Raw genomic sequence first — 18,785 nt, forward strand, 5'->3', positions numbered from 1 at the left:
GACCGCGGCACCGGATGTGACGAGGGCCCCGGAGCAGTCGCTCCGGGGCCCTCGTTCTGGTGCCGCGCTATCCGTTGGGGCCTCCGAAGATGCCCCCGTTCTCGGTGCCTCTGGTGGTCCCGCCGGCGCTCTCCGACTCCGAGGTGGTCGGCGACGGCGAGGTGCCGCCGTCCGTGCCGCCGTCGTCGGTGCCGCCGGTGTCCTCGTTGCACTGCCAGCTGAACCGGCAGGACTCGGTCGGCGACGGCGGCGCCGACGGAGTGGTCTCCGTCTTGCTCGGCGTCGGGCTCGGCGTCGGCGACTCCTCCTCGGTCTCGGAGGGGGTCGGGGTCGGCGTCGGCGTCGGGTCGGCGTTGACGACCTCGCCGATCGGCTCCGGGGTGGGGAACTTCTCCACCGGGAGGCCCTTCATCGCCTGTGCCATGTAGTCGTGCCAGATCTCGGACGGGAACGACGCACCGTGGATCTTCGCCTGGTTACCCGTTCCGAACATCTTCAGGAACGTCCGGTTCTTCTGCGACTCGTCGTCGTCGTAGCGGAACATCGTGATCGACGTCGACAGCTGCGGGGTGTAGCCCACGAACCAGGCGGACTTGTTGCCGTCGGTGGTACCGGTCTTGCCGGCCACCTCGCGGCCGGGGAGCTGGGCGTTGCTGCCGGTGCCCTTCTCCACCACGGTCTTCAGCACGTCGGTGACGTTGTCCGCGACCTGCGAGGTGAACGCCTGCGCGGTCTTGACCTTGTGGGTGTAGACCGTGCCGTCCTTGTCGGTCACGCTCTTGACCGAGTACGGGTCGCGCCGCTCGCCGCTGGCGGCGAAGGTGGCGTAGGCGCCCGCCATGCGGATCGCGCTGGGGTCGGAGATGCCGATGGAGAACGACGGGAAGCTGGTGCCCGCCAGGCTGTCCTCCTTGAGGCCGGCGTCGATGGCCGCCTCCTTGACCTTGTCCAGGCCGACGTCCATGCCGAGCTGCACGAACGCGGAGTTCACCGACTCCCGCATCGCCTCACGGAGGTCGATCTTGTAGTCGGGCGGAGTGCCGTAGTCCTTGTTGCCGTCATTGGTCTGGAGCCACTCCTTGCCCTTCTCGTTCTGCCAGACCGTCCCGTCGTACTTCTTGATCTTCAGCTGGTCCTTGCCGCTGAACAGGCTCTTCGGGGAGACCTGGGTGCGCTCGTCCTGCGCCTGCTCCTCGCCGAGGCTCTTGTCGCGCACGCCCCACTTCATCGCGGCGGCGAGCACGAACGGCTTGAACGTCGAGCCGACCTGGGCGCCGGTGACGTCGGCGTTGTTGGTGAAGTGCTTGGTCGCGTCGGTGCCGCCGTAGATGGCGCGGATGGCACCGGTCGCCGGATCCACCGAGGCACCGCCGAACTGCACGTGGGTGTCCGTCTTCGGGCGCAGCTCGGGCTTGATGTTGGCCTTCTGCACCTTCGTGACGGCGGCCTCCAGCTCCTTGACCTTGTTCTTGTCGAAGGTCGTGTGGATCGAGAAGCCGCCCTGCTGAAGGCGTTCGGAGGTGATGTCGGTGTTGTTGACCAGGTAGCCCTTGGCGAGGTCGACGAGGTAGCCGATCTGGCCGCTCAGGGCGAAGTTGGAGCGCGGGTTCTCCAGCTTGGGGAGCTTGGTGTACTTGGCCCGCTCGGCCGCCGGCAGGTGCCCGTACTCGACCATCTTGTCGAGGGTGTCCTGCATCTGCGACAGGGCCCGCCTGGTGTTGGCCTGCCGGGTGGCGTTCACCGAGTCGATCGAGGGGTTGCCCGCCGGGTCGTAGTAGGTGGCGCCCTTGAGGGTCGCCGCCAGGAAGGCGCACTCGCCCGCGTTGAGGTTCTTGGCCTCCTTGTTGAAGTACGCGCGCGACGCGGCCTGGAGGCCGTAGGCGCTGCGGCCGTAGTACGCGGAGTTCAGGTAGCCCGCCATGATCTGGTCCTTGGGCACCTTGGCGCCCACCTTGATCGAGACGAGGATCTCCTTGAACTTCCGGGAGACGGTCTGCGACTGGTCGTTCAGCATCGCGTTCTTCACGTACTGCTGGGTGATCGTGGAACCACCCTGGGTCTGGCCGCCCCGCGCCATGTTGAAGAACGCGCGCGCGATGCCCTTGGGGTCGACGCCGCCGTCGGTCTCGAAGGTCTTGTTCTCCTGGGAGATGACCGCGTACTGCATCTCCTTGGGGATCTGCGAGATGTTGATGTTCTGGCGGTTGACCTCACCGCCGGTGGACACCATCTGCGAGCCGTCGCTCCAGTAGAAGACGTTGTTCTGCGCGCTGGCGGTCTTGTCTATGTCCGGGACGACAACGAAGGCGTAGCCGACGCCCGCGACGGCGATCATGCCGCCGAAGAAGGCGATGAAGGCGCCGGTCACCAGCTTCCACGACGGCAGCCAGCGGCCGGCGCCGTACTTGCCCGCCCGCGGATAGTCGATGAAACGCTTCTTGCCGGGCTCGTCAGGGCGTCCTCTGCCCCGCCCCGGCCCGCTCGGACCGCCCGGTGGTGCGCCTCGGCGCCCCCCACGGGCGGGCTCGGCCGCCCTGCGGCGGCCCCCTCCACTCTTCTGCGACGCGCGCCTCGACTCGGCCCGGCCGCCGTACGACCGCTCCTCGTCCATCGGCTCCTGGCCCAGCCCGTACTCGGACGCGGACCCGGTGGCGCCTCGCGGTGCCGCCCGGCGGCCGGAGGACGGGCCGGACTGACCGCGTCGGGCCGCGGCACGTCCGCCTCCCTGCGGCTGCGGCGGTTTGCGACGGTGCTCGCTCATCGAACGACTACTCCTCGGGCAGGCGCACCCGTGCGCGCCTGGAAACGGCGGCTGGTTTCCGGTCCCCCCGAAGTACGGATGGGGTCGTTTTCTCATTCACCCGTACTGCACCGAGGAGCATGACGCCCCCTCGCGTCACGCGGTTCCCGGTGGTCTGCATGGCGGACAGACTACGCACCGCCAAAACCTCCCGAGGCCATAACTTCAGCCCAAATCAGGCAACTTGCAGGGGATGAACAGGTGATGTGATCCCGTTCACCATCTCACCTCTTGTCGCATCCGCAGCACCGTTCTATCGTCTAGATGTATCGAGTCGATACATCAGCGCGAGATAAAGACGAGGAGGCGAGAGGATGAGCCGACGGTCCGGCATCCTTGAGTTCGCCGTACTCGGCCTGCTCCGCGAGTCCCCGATGCACGGCTACGAGCTGCGCAAGCGGCTCAACACGTCGCTCGGCGTGTTCCGTGCGTTCAGCTACGGGACGCTCTATCCCTGCCTCAAGACGCTGCTCGCCAGCGGCTGGTTGATAGAGGAACCGGGCAACACCTCCGAGGACGCCCTGGCGGCACCGCTCTCCGGGCGACGGGCCAAGATCGTCTACCGCCTGACCGCACAGGGCAAGGAGCACTTCGAGGAGCTGCTCTCGCAGACGGGCCCCGACGCCTACGAGGACGAGACCTTCGCCGCCCGGTTCGCCTTCTTCGGGCAGACCTCGCGCGACGTGCGCATGCGCGTGCTGGAGGGCCGCCGCAGCCGGCTGGAGGAGCGGCTGGAGAAGATGAGCGCCTCGCTGGCCCGCACGCGTGAGCGCCTCGACGACTACACACTCGAGCTCCAGCGCCACGGAATGGAGTCCGTGGAGCGCGAAGTGCGCTGGCTGAACGAGCTCATCGAGAGCGAGCGGGCCGGACGCGACCTCAAGGGGTTCGCGGCCGGCGGGTCCGCTCAGCAGAACACCACATCTGGAGCGTCGGGCGCCCTGCCCCGGCCCGGGGACCTCCCCGGACCGGATGCGTCCGACGACACCGCAACGTGACGGTCCGTTCGGACGTCACTCGTACACAGGGAGCAACCGGAATGGGTTCGATTCGTGTGGCCATCGTCGGCGTGGGCAACTGTGCCGCGTCGCTGGTGCAGGGAGTCGAGTACTACAAGGACGCCGACCCGGCGTCGAAGGTCCCCGGTCTGATGCACGTCCGGTTCGGCGACTACCACGTCGGTGACGTCGAGTTCGTCGCCGCGTTCGACGTCGACGCGAAGAAGGTCGGCCTCGACCTCTCGGACGCGATCGGCGCCAGCGAGAACAACACCATCAAGATCTGCGACGTCCCGAACAAGGGCGTCACGGTCCAGCGCGGGCACACCCTCGACGGGCTCGGCAAGTACTACCGGATGACGATCGAGGAGTCCGAGGAGACCCCGGTCGACGTCGTCCAGGTCCTCAAGGACCAGCGCGTCGACGTCCTCGTCTGCTACCTGCCCGTCGGTTCCGAGGACGCGGCGAAGTTCTACGCCCAGGCCGCCATCGACGCCAAGGTCGCCTTCGTCAACGCCCTCCCGGTCTTCATCGCCGGCACCAAGGAGTGGGCGGACAAGTTCACCGAGGCGGGCGTCCCGATCGTCGGCGACGACATCAAGTCGCAGGTCGGCGCCACCATCACGCACCGCGTGATGGCGAAGCTGTTCGAGGACCGCGGTGTCCGGCTCGAGCGCACCATGCAGCTCAACGTCGGCGGCAACATGGACTTCAAGAACATGCTGGAGCGCGACCGCCTGGAGTCGAAGAAGATCTCCAAGACGCAGGCCGTCACCTCGCAGATCCCCGACCGCGAGCTGGGCGAGAAGAACGTCCACATCGGCCCGTCGGACTACGTCCAGTGGCTCGACGACCGCAAGTGGGCCTACGTCCGCCTCGAGGGCCGCGCCTTCGGCGACGTCCCGCTGAATCTGGAGTACAAGCTCGAGGTCTGGGACTCCCCGAACTCCGCCGGTGTCATCATCGACGCGCTGCGCGCCGCGAAGATCGCCAAGGACCGCGGCATCGGCGGCCCGATCCTCTCGGCCTCCTCGTACTTCATGAAGTCCCCGCCGGTCCAGTACTTCGACGACGAGGCGTACGCGAACGTCGAGAAGTTCATCAAGGGAGAGGTCGAGCGCTGAGCGACGCGCGCTGATCACCGGTTGATCGGCCGCCCACGCTCCACGCTGTCGCAAAATCGCTCCTGCCAGGGCTGTCGAAGGTCCCCGGGTCACTGATCCGGGGACTTTCGGCGTATGTGAGGCTGGGCCGTATGGCTGTCGTCCGTGACCTGCGCGTCCTGCTGCGCCTCGGGGGCTTCCGGCGGCTGCTCGCCGTGCGGCTGCTGTCCCAGGGCGCCGACGGCGTCTACCAGGTCGCGCTCGCCGCGTACGTGGTCTTCTCCCCGGAGAAGCAGACCTCGGCCGCCGCGATCGCCTCCGCGATGGCCGTCCTGCTGCTCCCGTACTCGCTGGTGGGCCCGTTCGCGGGGGTCCTGCTCGACCGCTGGCGCCGCCGCCAGGTCTTCCTGTACGGCAATCTGCTGCGCGCGCTGCTGGCGTGCGCGACGGCCGCCCTGATCGTCGCCCAGGTGCCCGACTGGCTCTTCTACGCCTCCGCGCTCTGCGTCACCGCCGTCAACCGGTTCGTGCTGGCGGGTCTGTCCGCCGCGCTGCCCCGCGTCGTCGACGACGAGCGCCTGGTGATGGCCAACTCCCTCTCCCCGACCGCGGGCACGCTCGCCGCGACCGCGGGCGGCGGCCTCGCCTTCCTGGTCCGGCTGCTGGCCGCCGACTCCGACGCCGCGGTGGTGCTGCTCGGCGCCGCCCTGTACCTGGGCGCGGCGCTCGCCTCCCTGCGTCTCGGCCGCGAGCAACTGGGGCCCGACCGCGCCCTGGTACGCCCCAGCCTCTCGACGGCGCTTTCCGGCACCGCACGCGACCTGGCGGCCGCGGTACGGCACCTGGCGGCGCCCGCGCGCCGGGAGGCCGCCTGGGCGCTGGGCACGATGACGCTGATGCGGTTCTGCTACGGCGCCCTGCTCGTCCTGGTGCTGATGCTGTGCCGGTACGCCCTCTCGGCGACGCCCGAAGCGGGACTCGCCCTGCTGGGGCTCGCGTTGGGGGTCTCGGGCGCCGGCTTCTTCGTGGCGGCCGTGGTGACGCCGTGGGCCGCGGGGCGGTTCGGGGCGGTGCGCTGGATCGCCCTGTGCGCCGCTGCCGCCGCCGTCCTCGAACTCGCCCTCGGCCTCCCGTTCGCGACGGTCCCCCTGCTGGTCGCGGCGTTCGTGCTGGGCCTCACCACGCAGGGCGCGAAGATCGCGACGGACACCATCGTCCAGTCCTCCGTCGACGACGGGTTCCGCGGCCGGGTGTTCTCGCTCTACGACGTGCTGTTCAACCTCGCCTTCGTGGGCGCCGCCGGACTGGCCGCCCTGCTGCTCCCGCCGGACGGCCGCTCGTCGGTGCTGGTGGTGACGGTCGCGTGCGTCTACGGGGCGGTTGCGGTGACTATGGCCCGCTTTGAGCGCTGGTAAGTGTCACATCAATGACACAGAGACCGCTGGGGGCTGGGGCGTTGTCAGTGGCGCCCGTTAACTTACGTGGGTCTTACCCGGGCCTTATGTCCGGCACATACTCATGTTCTAGGGGGAACCCCAAGTGACCACTCCGCCGCCCCAGGGCCAGAACCCGTCCGCGCCGAGCGAGCCGCCCGCCCCGCAGGGCCCGCCAGCTCCCCAGGGCCCGCCCGCCCCCGAAGGCTCGGCGGCCCCTCAGGGCCAGGCGCCCTACCCGCAGCACGCGGGCCAGGCGCCCTACCCGCCCCACCCCGGGTTCCCCCAGCAGGGCGCGCCGGTCCCGCCGCCCCGGGGCCGGCGCGTGAGCAAGACGCTGATACGCGTCGGCGCGTTCGTCGTCCTCGCGATCGTCCTCGCCGTGGTGAAGTTCTACGTCTTCCAGTCCGACGCGGAGACCACCTCGGTGGGCAGCTGCATGCACAACGACGGCAGCCAGACCAAGCCGGACCTCAAGACGGTCGACTGCTCCTCCAGCGAGGCGCAGTTCAAGGTCGTCGAGAAGTTCGACGGCACCAGCGACGACAGCCGGTGCGAGACCGTGCAGGGCGCGACGATCTCCTACTACCAGTCGGGCAACAACCACGACGTGGTGCTCTGCCTCAACGAGGTGAAGTAGGGCGCGCCTCCGTACGGGGGCGCGGGATCGGCGCCGAGGGGCGGTGTTTCACGTGAAACACCGCCCCTCGGCGGATCCGGGACCATCCGGCCGACGACAGCGGGCGGGGTCATGTTTCACGTGAAACATGACCCCGCCCGCTGTCGTTCCGCTCCGCAGGGGACGCGCTCAGCTCTGCTCGGCCCACCACTCCTTGAGCGCGGCCACCGCCGCGTCGCGCTCCATCGGCCCGTTCTCCAGCCGCAGCTCCAGCAGGAACTTGTAGGCGCCGCCGATCGCCGGCCCGGGGCCGATGTCCAGGATCTGCATGATCTCGTTGCCGTCGAGGTCCGGGCGGATCGCGTCCAGCTCCTCCTGCTCCTGGAGCTGCGCGATCCGCTCCTCCAGGCCGTCGTACGCCCGGGAGAGGGTCGTCGCCTTGCGCTTGTTGCGGGTCGTGCAGTCCGAGCGGGTCAGCTGGTGGAGGCGGCCGAGGAGCGGGCCCGCGTCACGGACGTAGCGGCGCACCGCCGAGTCCGTCCACTCGCCGGTGCCGTAGCCGTGGAAGCGCAGATGCAGTTCGACCAGCCGGGAGACGTCCCGCACCAGATCGTTGGAGTACTTCAGCTCCGTCATGCGCTTCTTGGTCATCTTCGCGCCGACCACCTCGTGGTGGTGGAACGAGACCCGCCCGTCCTCCTCGAAGCGCCGGGTGCGGGGCTTGCCGATGTCGTGCAGCAGCGCGGCCAGCCGCAGGACGAGGTCGGGGCCGTTCTCCTCCAGCGCGATCGCCTGCTCCAGGACGATCAGGGTGTGCTCGTAGACGTCCTTGTGCCGGTGGTGCTCGTCGCTCTCCAGCCGCAGGGCGGGCAGCTCGGGCAGGACGTGGTCGGCGATCCCGGAGTCGACGAGCAGCGTCAGGCCCTTGCGGGGGTGCGCGGAGACGATCAGCTTGTTCAGCTCGTCCCGGACCCGCTCGGCCGAGACGATCTCGATCCGGCCGGCCATGTCCTTCATCGCGGCGACGACCTCGGGGGCCACCTCGAAGTCGAGCTGCGCGGCGAAGCGGGCCGCCCGCATCATCCGCAGCGGGTCGTCCGAGAAGGACGCCTCGGGGGTGCCAGGGGTACGCAGCACCCGCGCGGCGAGGTCCTCGCGGCCGCCGTGCGGGTCGATGAACGTCCGCTCGGGCAGCGCCAGGGCCATGGCGTTCACGGTGAAGTCGCGCCGGACGAGGTCCTCGTCGATGGAGTCGCCGTAGGACACCTCGGGCTTGCGCGAGGTGCGGTCGTAGGCCTCCGACCGGTAGGTGGTCACCTCGATCTGGTAGCCGTCCTTCTGCGCGCCGACCGTGCCGAAGGCGATCCCGACCTCCCACACGGCGTCCGCCCAGGGCCGCACGATCGCGAGGACGTCGTCGGGGCGCGCGTCCGTCGTGAAGTCGAGGTCGTTGCCGAGCCGGCCCAGCAGCGCGTCCCGCACCGAACCGCCGACCAGGGCGAGAGAGAACCCGGCCTCCTGGAAGCGGCGGGCGAGGTCGTCGGCGACGGGGGCGACACTCAGTGGCTCGCTCACCGCGTGCTGTCGCTCCTGGCTCGGGACGGCGGGATTTTCTTCGTTGGCGTTCGGCACAACAGAAGAGGGTACGTGGCCCACGGACCACGGGGCGCCTCCATAAATCGTTCACGGACACCTCCCCCGATACCTCCGCAAGGCCCGCCCTTCAGACACAGCACCGCTCTCCTCTTGATACGCGGATATAGGGGACGCGCCTGATCCTCCGGGCGATCTTGTGGAGCAGACCGCGGCACTTCAGCTCAGCTCGCATCGTTACCATGCGTGGACGCACAATCCGACGACCACTGACGACGAGGGACGGGCAGCGCGTGGCCGACGCGGCAGACTTTCCGAGGACGAGTCCCTCACCTGCCCGCCGCTGGCTGCGGCGCACCGGGGCACTGCTCACCGGTGCGCCCCTGCTGGCCGGTCTCCTCCAGCTGCCCTCAGCGCCTCCGGCGCAGGCCGCCGAGCAGTCGTCCGCGCGGGAGGCCGCCGGTTCCGGCGCGGTCTCCGTCGCCCTGGACACGCTCACCCCGGCCGCGCCGACGGACGGGGACACGCTGACCGTGTCGGGCACGGTGACCAACAACGGCAAGCAGGCGGTGACCGACGCGCATGTGGGGCTGCGGGTGGGGTCCGCGCTCAGCACCCGCTCGGCGATCGACGACCTCACCGACGACAGCACGGACGTCCGTACCGCCGCGGGGACGGAGGTCGGCGGCAAGTACGTCGAGAGGTTCGCGAAGCTCACCCCTGGCGTCTCCGAGCACTTCAGCATCCAGGTGCCGGTCGACAAGCTCGACCTCGGCGACGACGGCGTCTACGCGTTCGCCGTCTCGCTCTCCGGCATGACCTCCGCGCAGCCCTGGGACCAGCTCCTGGGCATCCAGCGGACGTTCCTGCCGTACCAGTCGGAGGAGGCCGACCCGACGACGCGGACGACGTATCTGTGGCCGCTGATCTCCACCGTGCACATGACGGCGGAGACCGGCGCCAACGACCAGCAGACGCCGGTCTTCCTCAACGACGACCTGGCCAAGGAGATCGCCCCCGGCGGGCGCCTCGACCAGATGCTGTCGCTGGGCGCCGGTCTGGACGTCACCTGGGTGGTCGACCCCGATCTGCTGGCCTCCGTCGACGCGATGACCCGCGGCTACCGGGTACGCACCGGCGACGGCGGCACCACGGCCGGCACCCACCAGGCGGTCGCCAAGTCGTGGCTGGCGCAGGTCCAGAAGGCGGTGGCCGACAAGGAGGTCGTCGCGCTCCCCTTCGCCGACCCCGACCTGGCCTCGCTCGCGCACAACGGGACGGGCGTCGCGGGCTCGCTGAGCCGCCTCAAGGACGCCACCGACGTCGTCGCCAACACCGTCGAGCCGATCCTGCACGTGAAGCCGGTCACCGACTTCGCGTGGCCGGTGAACGGCGCGGTCGACCCGTCGATCGTCAAGGTCGCCACCTCGGCCGGCGCCGACAAGATCATCACCCGTAGCGACAGCCTCCAGGAGACCGGCGGCCTCACCTACACGCCCTCCGCCGCCCGCCCGATCGGCGGCGGCACCACGGCGGTGGTCGCGGACGCCCGGCTCTCCACGGAGTTCCAGGGCGACCTGACGTCCGCCTCGGCGTCCACGCTCGCGGTGCAGGAGTTCCTCGCCCAGAGCCTGTCGCTGAACGGCCAGACGGACACCGCGCGCAGCGTCGTCGTCGCCCCGCAGCGGATGCCCACGGCGAGCCAGGCGCAGGCGATGGCTCAGGCGCTGACGGCCCTGCAGAGCGGCAACTGGTCCACCTCCCAGGAGCTGACGGCGGCGGCGAAGGCCAAGCCCACCCTCGGCGCCACCACGCGGATCCCGTCGGCGTCCGCCTACCCGGCCGCGCTGCGCAAGCAGCAGCTGCCGCGGTCGGCGTTCCAGCAGATCGCGGCCACCGAGGCGAAGCTCGACAGCTTCCAGGTGATCCTCTCCGACCGGTCCCGGGTGGTGACCCCCTTCGGGCGGGCCATGAACCGCGAGATGTCCGCCTCCTGGCGCGGCAGGCCGGCCGAGGCGGAGAGCTTCCGCAGCGCGGTGGCGGCCCATCTGGAGGAGCTGGCCGACCAGGTCAAGCTGATCGACAAGTCGGACACCAAGCTGTCGGGGCGCAGCGCCACGATCCCGGTGACCGTGCAGAACAACCTGGTGCAGAACGTCGACCACCTGGTGCTGCGGCTCAGCTCGACCAACCCGACCCGCCTCCAGATCGGCGGGCACGACTACTACGAGCAGCCCGTCTCGGTCTCGGGCGGCCACGCGCAGACGGTGAAGTTCACCACCTCGGCCAAGGCGAACGGCCAGGCCACGGTGGTCGCCCAGCTGTACACGCAGGACGGCCAGGCCTACGGCGCGCCCGTCACCTTCGACGTCAAGGTCACCGAGTTCACGGCCACCGTGATGCTGGTGATCGGCGGCGGCTTCCTGCTGCTCGTCCTGGCCGGCTTCCGGATGTACACCCAGCGCAAGCGGGCGGCGGCACGTGACGCGGAGGGCGGCGGCCCCGACGCGGCGGGCGGTCCCGGCGACGGGCCGCGGGGCCCGGAGGAGGGCCCCGGGGACCGGCTCAAGGAGGAGCCCGGCGCCGACGCCCGGGTGGACGACCCGGGGCAGCCGAGTGACCCTGCGCCGGACACCCCAGCGGAAAGCGCGGACCCGTCCGGCGTGGGTGAGAGAGTGGACCGTTGACATGTCGTGGCCGGTGGGCCGGGGACGATGAGGTGGGGTAGCGATGAACGCGCCGTACGACGGTGACCGCGGTCAGGGCGCGGGCGGCTCGGGTCACCCCGAGGGCCCGCCGCCCGCGGACGGCCAGGTTCCGCCGCAGCAGCCCGCCGACATGTACCTCCAGGACGCCTACGCGCCTGATCCGTACCGGGCCCAGGACCTCTCCGCGCAGGACCCGGTCGCCGAGGCGCTCTACGACCGGGCCGCGCACCCGCCGCCGCCCCCGGGCACCCAGCAGCCGCAGCAGCCGCTGTACGGGCGGCCCCCGCAGACCCCGTACGCGCCCGACCCCCGGGTGTGGGCGCAGACGCCGCCGCCCGAGCCGGGCGCGGCCACCCAGTACCTGCCGCACGGCGACGACCCGCGCACGACGCAGTTCGTCGGCGTCGACGACCTCGTCACCCAGGCCGGCGACGAGCGCCCCGGGCAGGACGCCTTCGCCCATCTCTTCCGTGACCAGCAGCAGGGCGGCGGCTACGGCGGCTCCCCGCAGGGCGGCGGTTACGGCGGCCCGCCGCAGGGCTCCGCGCAGCCGTCCTACGGTCGGCCCGGGGTTCCCGGCCCGTCCCCCGCGCCCGCCCAGGCCGCCGCCGGGTACGGCGCCGCGGCACCGGCCGCCGAGGCGCCCGCCCCGGCCCCGGCTCCCGCCGCGCCCGCCAAGAAGGGCGGCAAGGCGGCCGGGCTGCTGAAGTCGAGCGCCGTGATGGCGGCCGGCACGATGGTCTCCCGCCTCACCGGCTTCATCCGCTCCGCGCTGATCGTGTCGGCGCTGGGCATCGGCCTGCTCGGCGACACCTTCCAGGTCGCCTACCAGCTGCCGACCATGATCTACATCCTCACCGTCGGCGGCGGCCTCAACTCGGTGTTCGTGCCGCAGCTCGTCCGCGCCATGAAGGACGACGAGGACGGCGGCGAGGCGTACGCCAACCGGCTGCTGACGCTGGTGATGGTGGCGCTCGGCGCCCTCACCGCGCTCGCCATGTTCGCGGCACCGCTCCTGGTGCGGATGCTGTCGGTGCCGGTCGCCGACGACCCCGCCGCCAACCACGTCGCCGTCACCTTCACCCGCTACTTCCTGCCCTCGATCTTCTTCATGGGCGTCCATGTGGTGATGGGCCAGATCCTCAACGCGCGCGGCAAGTTCGGCGCGATGATGTGGACCCCGGTCCTGAACAACATCGTCATCATCGTGACGCTCGGGACGTTCATCTGGGTCTACGGCAGCGCGGGCAGCTCCGGCATGACGGCCGGCAGCATCCCGCCCGAGGGCCAGCGGCTGCTGGGCGTCGGTGTACTGCTCGGCCTGGTCGTGCAGGCCCTCGCGATGATCCCCTACCTGCGCGAGACCGGGTTCCGGATGCGGCTGCGCTTCGACTGGAAGGGCCACGGCCTCGGCAAGGCCGCGATGCTCGCCAAGTGGACCGTCCTGTTCGTCCTCGCCAACCAGGCGGGCGCCATGGTCGTCACCCAGCTCTCCACCGCCGCCGGCAAGGACTCCCCGGTCGAGGGCACCGGCTTCGCCGCCTACGCCAACGCCCAGCTGATCTGGGGCCTGCCGCAGGCCATCATCACCGTCTCCCTGATGGCCGCCCTGCTGCCGCGCATCTCACGCTCGGCGGCGGAGAACGACGGCGGCGCGGTCCGCGACGACATCTCGCAGGGTCTGCGCACCACGGCCGTCGCGATCGTGCCCATCGCCTTCGGGTTCCTCTCCCTCGGCATCCCGATGTGCACGCTGATCTTCGGATCCTCCGGCACCCGCGAGGCCACCAACATGGGCTTCATGCTGATGGCCTTCGCCCTCGGCCTGATCCCGTACTCGGTCCAGTACGTCGTCCTGCGCGCGTTCTACGCCTACGAGGACACCCGGACGCCGTTCTACAACACGGTCATCGTGGCCGCGGTCAACGCCACCGCCTCCGTGGCCTGCTTCTTCGTCCTGCCGGCCCGCTGGGCCGTGGTCGGCATGGCGGCCTCCTACGGCCTCGCCTACGCGATCGGCGTCGGCATCGCCTGGAGCCGGCTGCGCAAGCGGCTTCAGGGGGACCTGGACGGCGCCCGCGTCCTGCGCACCTATGCTCGGCTCTGTATCGCCTCGGTACCGGCGGCACTGCTCAGCGGCGCCGCCTGCTACGGGATCGGCCACACGCTCGGCCAGGGGGTCCTCGGCTCCTTCGCCGCGCTGCTGGCCGGCGGTGCGGTGCTGCTCGTCGTCTTCTACGTCGCGGCCCGCCGGATGCGCATCGAGGAGCTCAACTCCCTCGTGGGCATGGTGCGCGGGCGTCTGGGGCGTTGATATAGGGGTAGGCGCGCAACCATCGTCCCTCGCTGCGTGTCGTGCATTGCGGCGGACTGTGGGCACAATTGGTTTCGGCGTCGGACGGCCCGCACGGATACCGGTCGGCGCGCGACGAGTGGGGAGGCAGGGACGACGGTGGCGGAACGGAGCACAGCTGCCGTCGACGTGGCAGACAACAGTGGCGACCAGCCGCTGACCGCACAGGCGGACCAGTCCACGGCCGACGGGGTGGCCCAGAACCGGGAGCGGGACACGGAGAGCGACGAGGCACAGGGGAGTGGCGGTACCGGCGGTGCCGGGATGGCCTCGCCGCCCGAGCTGCACAGCGGCCACAAACTCGCCAGGCGGTACCGGCTGGAGGAGTGCGTCACCCGTCTGGACGGGTTCAGCAGCTGGCGTGCGGTGGACGAGAAACTCCGCCGCGCGGTCGGCGTCCACACACTGCCCGCGGACCACGCACGGGCACGGTCCGTCCTGGCCGCGGCCCGCTCGTCGGCGCTGCTCGGCGATCCGCGGTTCGTCCAGGTCCTCGACGCCGTCGAGGAGAACGACCTCGTCTACGTCGTCCACGAATGGCTGCCCGACGCGATCGAGCTGACCGCGCTGCTCGCGACCGGCCCGCTGGAGCCGCACGACGCGTACCAGATGGTCAGTCAGGTCGCCTCGGCGATGGCCGCCGCGCACCGCGAGGGCCTCGCCCACCTCCGGCTCAACCCGAACGCCGTGCTGCGCACTTCAAGCGGCCAGTGGCGCATCCGCGGCCTCGCGGTGAACGCGGCCCTGCGCGGTGTCACCTCGGAGACCCCGCAGCGCGCCGACACCGAGGCGATCGGTGCCCTGCTGTACGCGTCGCTCACCCAGCGCTGGCCGTACGAGGAGGACGCCTACGGCCTCTCCGGGCTACCCAAGGACATCGGTCTCATCGCACCCGACCAGGTGCGGGCCGGGGTCCACCGCGGGCTCTCCGAGCTGTCGATGCGGGCGCTCGCCAACGACGGGGCGACCGCGTCCCGGCACGAGGCGGCCTGCACCACGCCGGAGGAGCTGGTGAAGGCGATCGGCGAGATGCCGCGCATCCGGCCGCCCGAGCCGACGTTCACCGCCCCGCCCGAGTACCAGCGCACGACGTACCAGCAGGGCAACTACGGCCGCCCCGCGCCGCACCCCGGGGTGACCGCGCCGGTGCCGACCCTGCCCGCCCCGCTGCAGAGCCGGACCGGCAAGGCACTGAAGTGGGGCGTCTCCGCCCTCCTCATCGCCGCCCTCGGCCTCGGCAGTTGGCAACTCGCGGACGCCCTGATGGACAGCGGCAACCAGTCCGACGACCAGAACAAGACCCAGACGACGGACGACGGCGACAAGAACAGCGCCGTGCCCAAGCCGACCAAGCCGCTGAAGATCACCGGCGCGCAGGAGTACATCGCCAAGGGGGACCCCCAGCACCCGGCCGATGTCGGCAAGACTTACGACGGCAACAGCTCCACGTACTGGCGCACGTCCAGCTACAAGGACGGCCCGGACATGAACCCCGCGTTCAAGCCAGGCGTCGGCATCGTCTACGACTTCGGGTCGGCCAAGGCGGTCTCGACCGCCTCGATAGGGCTGCTGTTCGGCGGCGACCACACCACGGTGACGCTCTACGCGACCGACTCCATGAGTTCCGCCGTCCCTCTCACCTCCATGAAGAAGCTGGGGTCGGTGACGACGACCGGCACCACGGCGAACGTGAAGGTCACCAAGCCGGTCGAGAGCCGCTACGTGCTGGTGTGGTTCACCGCGCTGCCGTACGCGCCGAGCGACGGCTACAGCGGCACCGGCTACAAGCAGGCGATCACGGACCTGAAGTTCACCGGCTGACCGTCACGTCCCAGGGGAGGGGGTCCGATGGCGGGTGAGACCGCGTACGGCGACACCAGTGATCAGGACCTCCTGGCCCGCCACGTGGACGGCGACCAGGACGCCTTCGGCGAGATAGTCCGACGCCACCGCGACCGGCTCTGGGCGGTGGCCCTGCGGACGCTCGGCGACCGTGAGGAGGCCGCCGACGCCGTCCAGGACGCCCTGGTCTCCGCCTACCGGGCCGCGCACACCTTCCGCGGCCACTCGGCCGTCACGACCTGGCTGCACCGCATCACGGTCAACGCCTGCCTGGACCGGGTCCGCAAGGCGGCCTCCCGCAGGACCTCCCCGGTCGACGACACCGAACGCCTCGAGCAGCTGCTTGAGCCGCACGAGTCGGCCTCGGCGCCTGCCGAGCGCAACGACCTGCACCGCCAGCTCCTGGAAGCCCTCGGCACCCTGCCGCCGGACCAGCGCGCGGCTCTGGTCCTGGTGGACATGCAGGGGTACCCCGTCGCCGAGGCGGCCCGGATGCTCGACGTCCCCACCGGCACGGTCAAGAGCCGCTGCGCCCGGGGCAGAGCGAGACTGCTGCCCCTGCTCACCCATCTGCGCCCCGGGAACTCGGGCGGCGACGACGAACCCGGCACGGGACGGAACCACTCGCGGGGGACATCCGTCCCACCGGCAGCGGGGCCACCGGCCATCGGTTCCCGCGACACCGGGCCGAACGATCAAGCTGCTGTGAAGGGCGGAGGTGGGCGAGCGTGACATTCACGGAGGACATGACCGGGCACCCGGACATCGACGAGCTCTCCGACCTCACCGAGGGCCTGCTCACCCCGTCCAGGACGGCCGAGGTGCGCCGGCACCTGGACGGCTGCGAGCCGTGCGCGGATGTCCGCGCGTCACTGGAGGAGATCAGGTCGCTGCTCGGCACGGTGCAGGAGGAGCCGGTCGCCATGCCCGACGACGTGGCCGACCGCATCGACGCGGCCCTCGCCGCGGAAGCCCTTCTCGACGCGGCAGCCCCCACCGACTCCCCGGCGCCCGGAGTCCCGGACCCGTCCGGACCCGACGGCGGCGGCGCGCATGTTTCACGTGAAACATCGCCGTCGGCGACGGCATCGGCCGCGTCCACACCGGCACCGGCTGCCGCCGCGGCCCGTCCCGCCGGACGCGCCCGTACCTCCACCACCGGACCGGGGCGCAAGGACCGCAGGCCCGGCGGACGCCGTCGGGTCGCCGTGCTCGGCACCGTCTTCACGGTCGCCGCGCTGGGCATCGGCTCCGTCCTGCTGACGAACCTGCACGACGACAAGCCGACCACGCAGAGCCAGGCCCAGGAGACGTCCAAGGACACCTTCTCCCAGGCGAAGCTGGAGAGCCAGGTCTCCGCCCTCCTCCAGGACCGGCCCGCGAGCACCGCCTCCGAGGCCCCGCGCAGCATGGGGATCGAGGGCAGCAGCAACCAGCCCAAGGTCTTCAAGGAGCCCACGGTGCCCGCGTGCGTCCGTGAGGGCATCGGCCGCACCGAACCGGCGCTGGCCGCCCAGACAGGCACCTACCAGGGCACCGGAGCGCTGCTCGTGGTGCTGCCCGACGTCTCCGACGGCACGAAGGTGACGGCGTACCTGGTGGACGCGAGCTGCGTCACCCACCCCTCGTCCACCCGGGCGAAGGTTCTGCTGACGCGGACCTACACCCACCCCTGAGCTGCGGCTGTCCCCCCACCCTCGCCGGGCCTCCGTGTGCCCGGACACAGTGGGAATGCGCGCCCCTTAGTATCCGTTGGGTGGGATGAGAGTTCCGAGAGGTGCTCCCCCCCGGTCCGCGACGCAGTCCAGAGACGAGGAACCAAGCCGTGAGCGACGTCCGAAACGTGATCATCATCGGCTCCGGGCCCGCCGGCTACACGGCGGCGCTCTACACCGCGCGCGCCTCGCTGAAGCCGCTGGTCTTCGAGGGTGCCGTCACCGCGGGCGGCGCGCTCATGAACACCACCGACGTGGAGAACTTCCCCGGCTTCCGCGACGGCATCATGGGCCCCGACCTCATGGACAACATGCGCGGCCAGGCCGAGCGCTTCGGTGCCGAGCTGATCCCGGACGACATCGTCTCCGTCGACCTGTCCGGTGACATCAAGACCGTCACCGACACCGCGGGCACCGTCCACCGGGCCAAGGCCGTCATCGTCACCACCGGCTCCCAGCACCGCAAGCTGGGCCTGCCGAACGAGGACGCGCTCTCCGGGCGCGGAGTCTCCTGGTGCGCCACCTGTGACGGTTTCTTCTTCAAGGACCAGGACATCGCCGTGATCGGCGGCGGTGACACGGCCATGGAGGAGGCGACCTTCCTCTCCCGGTTCGCCAAGTCCGTGACGATCGTCCACCGCCGGGACACCCTGCGCGCCTCCAAGGCGATGCAGGAGCGCGCCTTCGCCGACCCGAAGATCAAGTTCGTCTGGGACAGCGAGGTCGCCGAGATCGAGGGCGACCCGAAGCTGTCCGGCCTCAAGCTGCGCAACCTCAAGACCGGCGAGCTGTCGGACCTGGCGGTCACCGGCCTCTTCATCGCGATCGGCCACGACCCGCGCACCGAGCTGTTCAAGGGCCAGCTGGACCTGGACGAGGAGGGCTACCTGAAGGTCGCCGCGCCCTCGACGCGCACGAACCTCACGGGTGTCTTCGGCGCCGGTGACGTGGTGGACCACACCTACCGCCAGGCCATCACCGCCGCCGGCACCGGCTGCTCGGCCGCCCTCGACGCCGAGCGCTACCTCTCCTTCCTCGCGGACGGCGAGAACGCCGAGCCCGAGAAGACCACTGTCTGACCTCCCGCCCCGCCCCCACCGCACAACCCAGTAGAGGAGCACCCGCCGTGTCCGACCTGAAGAACGTGACCGACGCTTCCTTCGACGAGGACGTCCTCAAGAGCGACAAGCCCGTTCTCGTGGACTTCTGGGCCGCCTGGTGCGGCCCGTGCCGTCAGATCGCCCCGTCCCTCGAGGCGATCGCCAAGGAGCACGGCGACAAGATCGAGATCGTGAAGCTGAACATCGACGAGAACCCGGGTACGGCCGCCAAGTACGGCGTCATGTCGATCCCGACGCTGAACGTCTACCAGGGTGGCGAGGTCGCCAAGACCATCGTCGGCGCGAAGCCGAAGGCCGCGCTCCTGCGCGACCTCGAGGACTTCATCGCCTGATGTTTCACGTGAAACATTGAAGGGGCCGACTCGCCTGAGAGTCGGCCCCTTCCGCGTGCACGGCCTCCGCGTGACGGCCACGGTCCGGGCGGCATCCGCGAACGCCGTGCACCGAGCGGGCCACCTCAGCCCGCCCCACAGCCGCCTCGGTCCACCTCAGCCCGTCCC

General features: G+C 70.6%; 13 protein-coding genes. 11 read left to right on the plus strand and 2 right to left on the minus strand.

All coding sequences use genetic code 11. From position 1 onward, the window contains the following. Positions 1-67: 67 nt before the first annotated feature. The gene (locus tag DDJ31_RS19545) at positions 68-2,761 is read right to left on the minus strand and encodes a transglycosylase domain-containing protein (RefSeq protein WP_127179017.1); all 2,694 of its coding nucleotides are present in this window, start codon (positions 2,759-2,761) and stop codon (positions 68-70) included. Positions 2,762-3,114: 353 nt separating this feature from the next. On the opposite strand from DDJ31_RS19545, the gene DDJ31_RS19550 reads away from it, so the two are divergent. From DDJ31_RS19550 to DDJ31_RS19565, 4 genes are all read left to right on the plus strand, one after another. Continuing rightward, positions 3,115-3,798 (plus strand): PadR family transcriptional regulator, encoded by a 684-nt coding sequence (locus tag DDJ31_RS19550; RefSeq protein ID WP_127179016.1) that lies wholly within the window; start codon positions 3,115-3,117, stop codon positions 3,796-3,798. Between the two features lie 41 nt (positions 3,799-3,839). After that, positions 3,840-4,922, plus strand: coding sequence for an inositol-3-phosphate synthase (locus tag DDJ31_RS19555; protein ID WP_127179015.1), 1,083 nt, complete (start codon positions 3,840-3,842; stop codon positions 4,920-4,922). A gap of 131 nt (positions 4,923-5,053) precedes the next feature. Continuing rightward, entirely contained in the window at positions 5,054-6,316 is a 1,263-nt protein-coding gene (locus DDJ31_RS19560; protein ID WP_127179014.1) for an MFS transporter, read from the plus strand. 124 nt (positions 6,317-6,440) lie between these two features. After that, positions 6,441-6,974 carry an LppU/SCO3897 family protein gene (locus tag DDJ31_RS19565; RefSeq protein WP_127179013.1) on the plus strand — a complete coding sequence of 178 codons (534 nt, stop codon included), beginning with the start codon at positions 6,441-6,443 and terminating at the stop codon, positions 6,972-6,974. A 168-nt stretch (positions 6,975-7,142) separates the two neighbouring features. Here DDJ31_RS19565 and DDJ31_RS19570 read toward each other — a convergent pair whose 3' ends face one another. Beyond that, positions 7,143-8,585 carry a CCA tRNA nucleotidyltransferase gene (locus tag DDJ31_RS19570; RefSeq protein ID WP_127179012.1) on the minus strand — a complete coding sequence of 481 codons (1,443 nt, stop codon included), beginning with the start codon at positions 8,583-8,585 and terminating at the stop codon, positions 7,143-7,145. Positions 8,586-8,839: 254 nt separating this feature from the next. Between DDJ31_RS19570 and DDJ31_RS19575 the strand changes: the two genes are divergently transcribed. The 7 genes from DDJ31_RS19575 (at position 8,840) to trxA (ending at position 18,617) form a co-directional block, all read left to right on the plus strand. Beyond that, positions 8,840-11,233 (plus strand): DUF6049 family protein, encoded by a 2,394-nt coding sequence (locus DDJ31_RS19575; RefSeq protein WP_127179011.1) that lies wholly within the window; start codon positions 8,840-8,842, stop codon positions 11,231-11,233. Positions 11,234-11,276: 43 nt separating this feature from the next. Continuing rightward, complete coding sequence (gene murJ / locus DDJ31_RS19580) at positions 11,277-13,568, plus strand: murein biosynthesis integral membrane protein MurJ (protein ID WP_127179010.1); 2,292 nt, start codon at positions 11,277-11,279, stop codon at positions 13,566-13,568. Between the two features lie 138 nt (positions 13,569-13,706). Continuing rightward, complete coding sequence (locus DDJ31_RS19585; protein WP_127179009.1) at positions 13,707-15,428, plus strand: protein kinase family protein; 1,722 nt, start codon at positions 13,707-13,709, stop codon at positions 15,426-15,428. Positions 15,429-15,455: 27 nt separating this feature from the next. Continuing rightward, a complete protein-coding gene (gene sigM / locus DDJ31_RS19590; protein ID WP_127179008.1) occupies positions 15,456-16,181 on the plus strand; it encodes an RNA polymerase sigma factor SigM in 726 nt (241 codons plus the stop codon). Continuing rightward, entirely contained in the window at positions 16,178-17,125 is a 948-nt protein-coding gene (locus tag DDJ31_RS19595) for an anti-sigma factor family protein (protein ID WP_127179007.1), read from the plus strand. Before sigM ends, DDJ31_RS19595 begins: the two co-directional genes overlap by 4 nt. 149 nt (positions 17,126-17,274) lie before the next feature. Then, positions 17,275-18,243 (plus strand): thioredoxin-disulfide reductase, encoded by a 969-nt coding sequence (gene trxB / locus DDJ31_RS19600; protein ID WP_127179006.1) that lies wholly within the window; start codon positions 17,275-17,277, stop codon positions 18,241-18,243. A 47-nt stretch (positions 18,244-18,290) separates the two neighbouring features. Then, positions 18,291-18,617 (plus strand): thioredoxin, encoded by a 327-nt coding sequence (gene trxA / locus DDJ31_RS19605; protein ID WP_127179005.1) that lies wholly within the window; start codon positions 18,291-18,293, stop codon positions 18,615-18,617. Positions 18,618-18,785: the final 168 nt, after the last annotated feature.

Origin of the sequence: Streptomyces griseoviridis (genome assembly GCF_005222485.1) — a bacterium.
Lineage (GTDB): Bacteria > Actinomycetota > Actinomycetes > Streptomycetales > Streptomycetaceae > Streptomyces > Streptomyces hintoniae.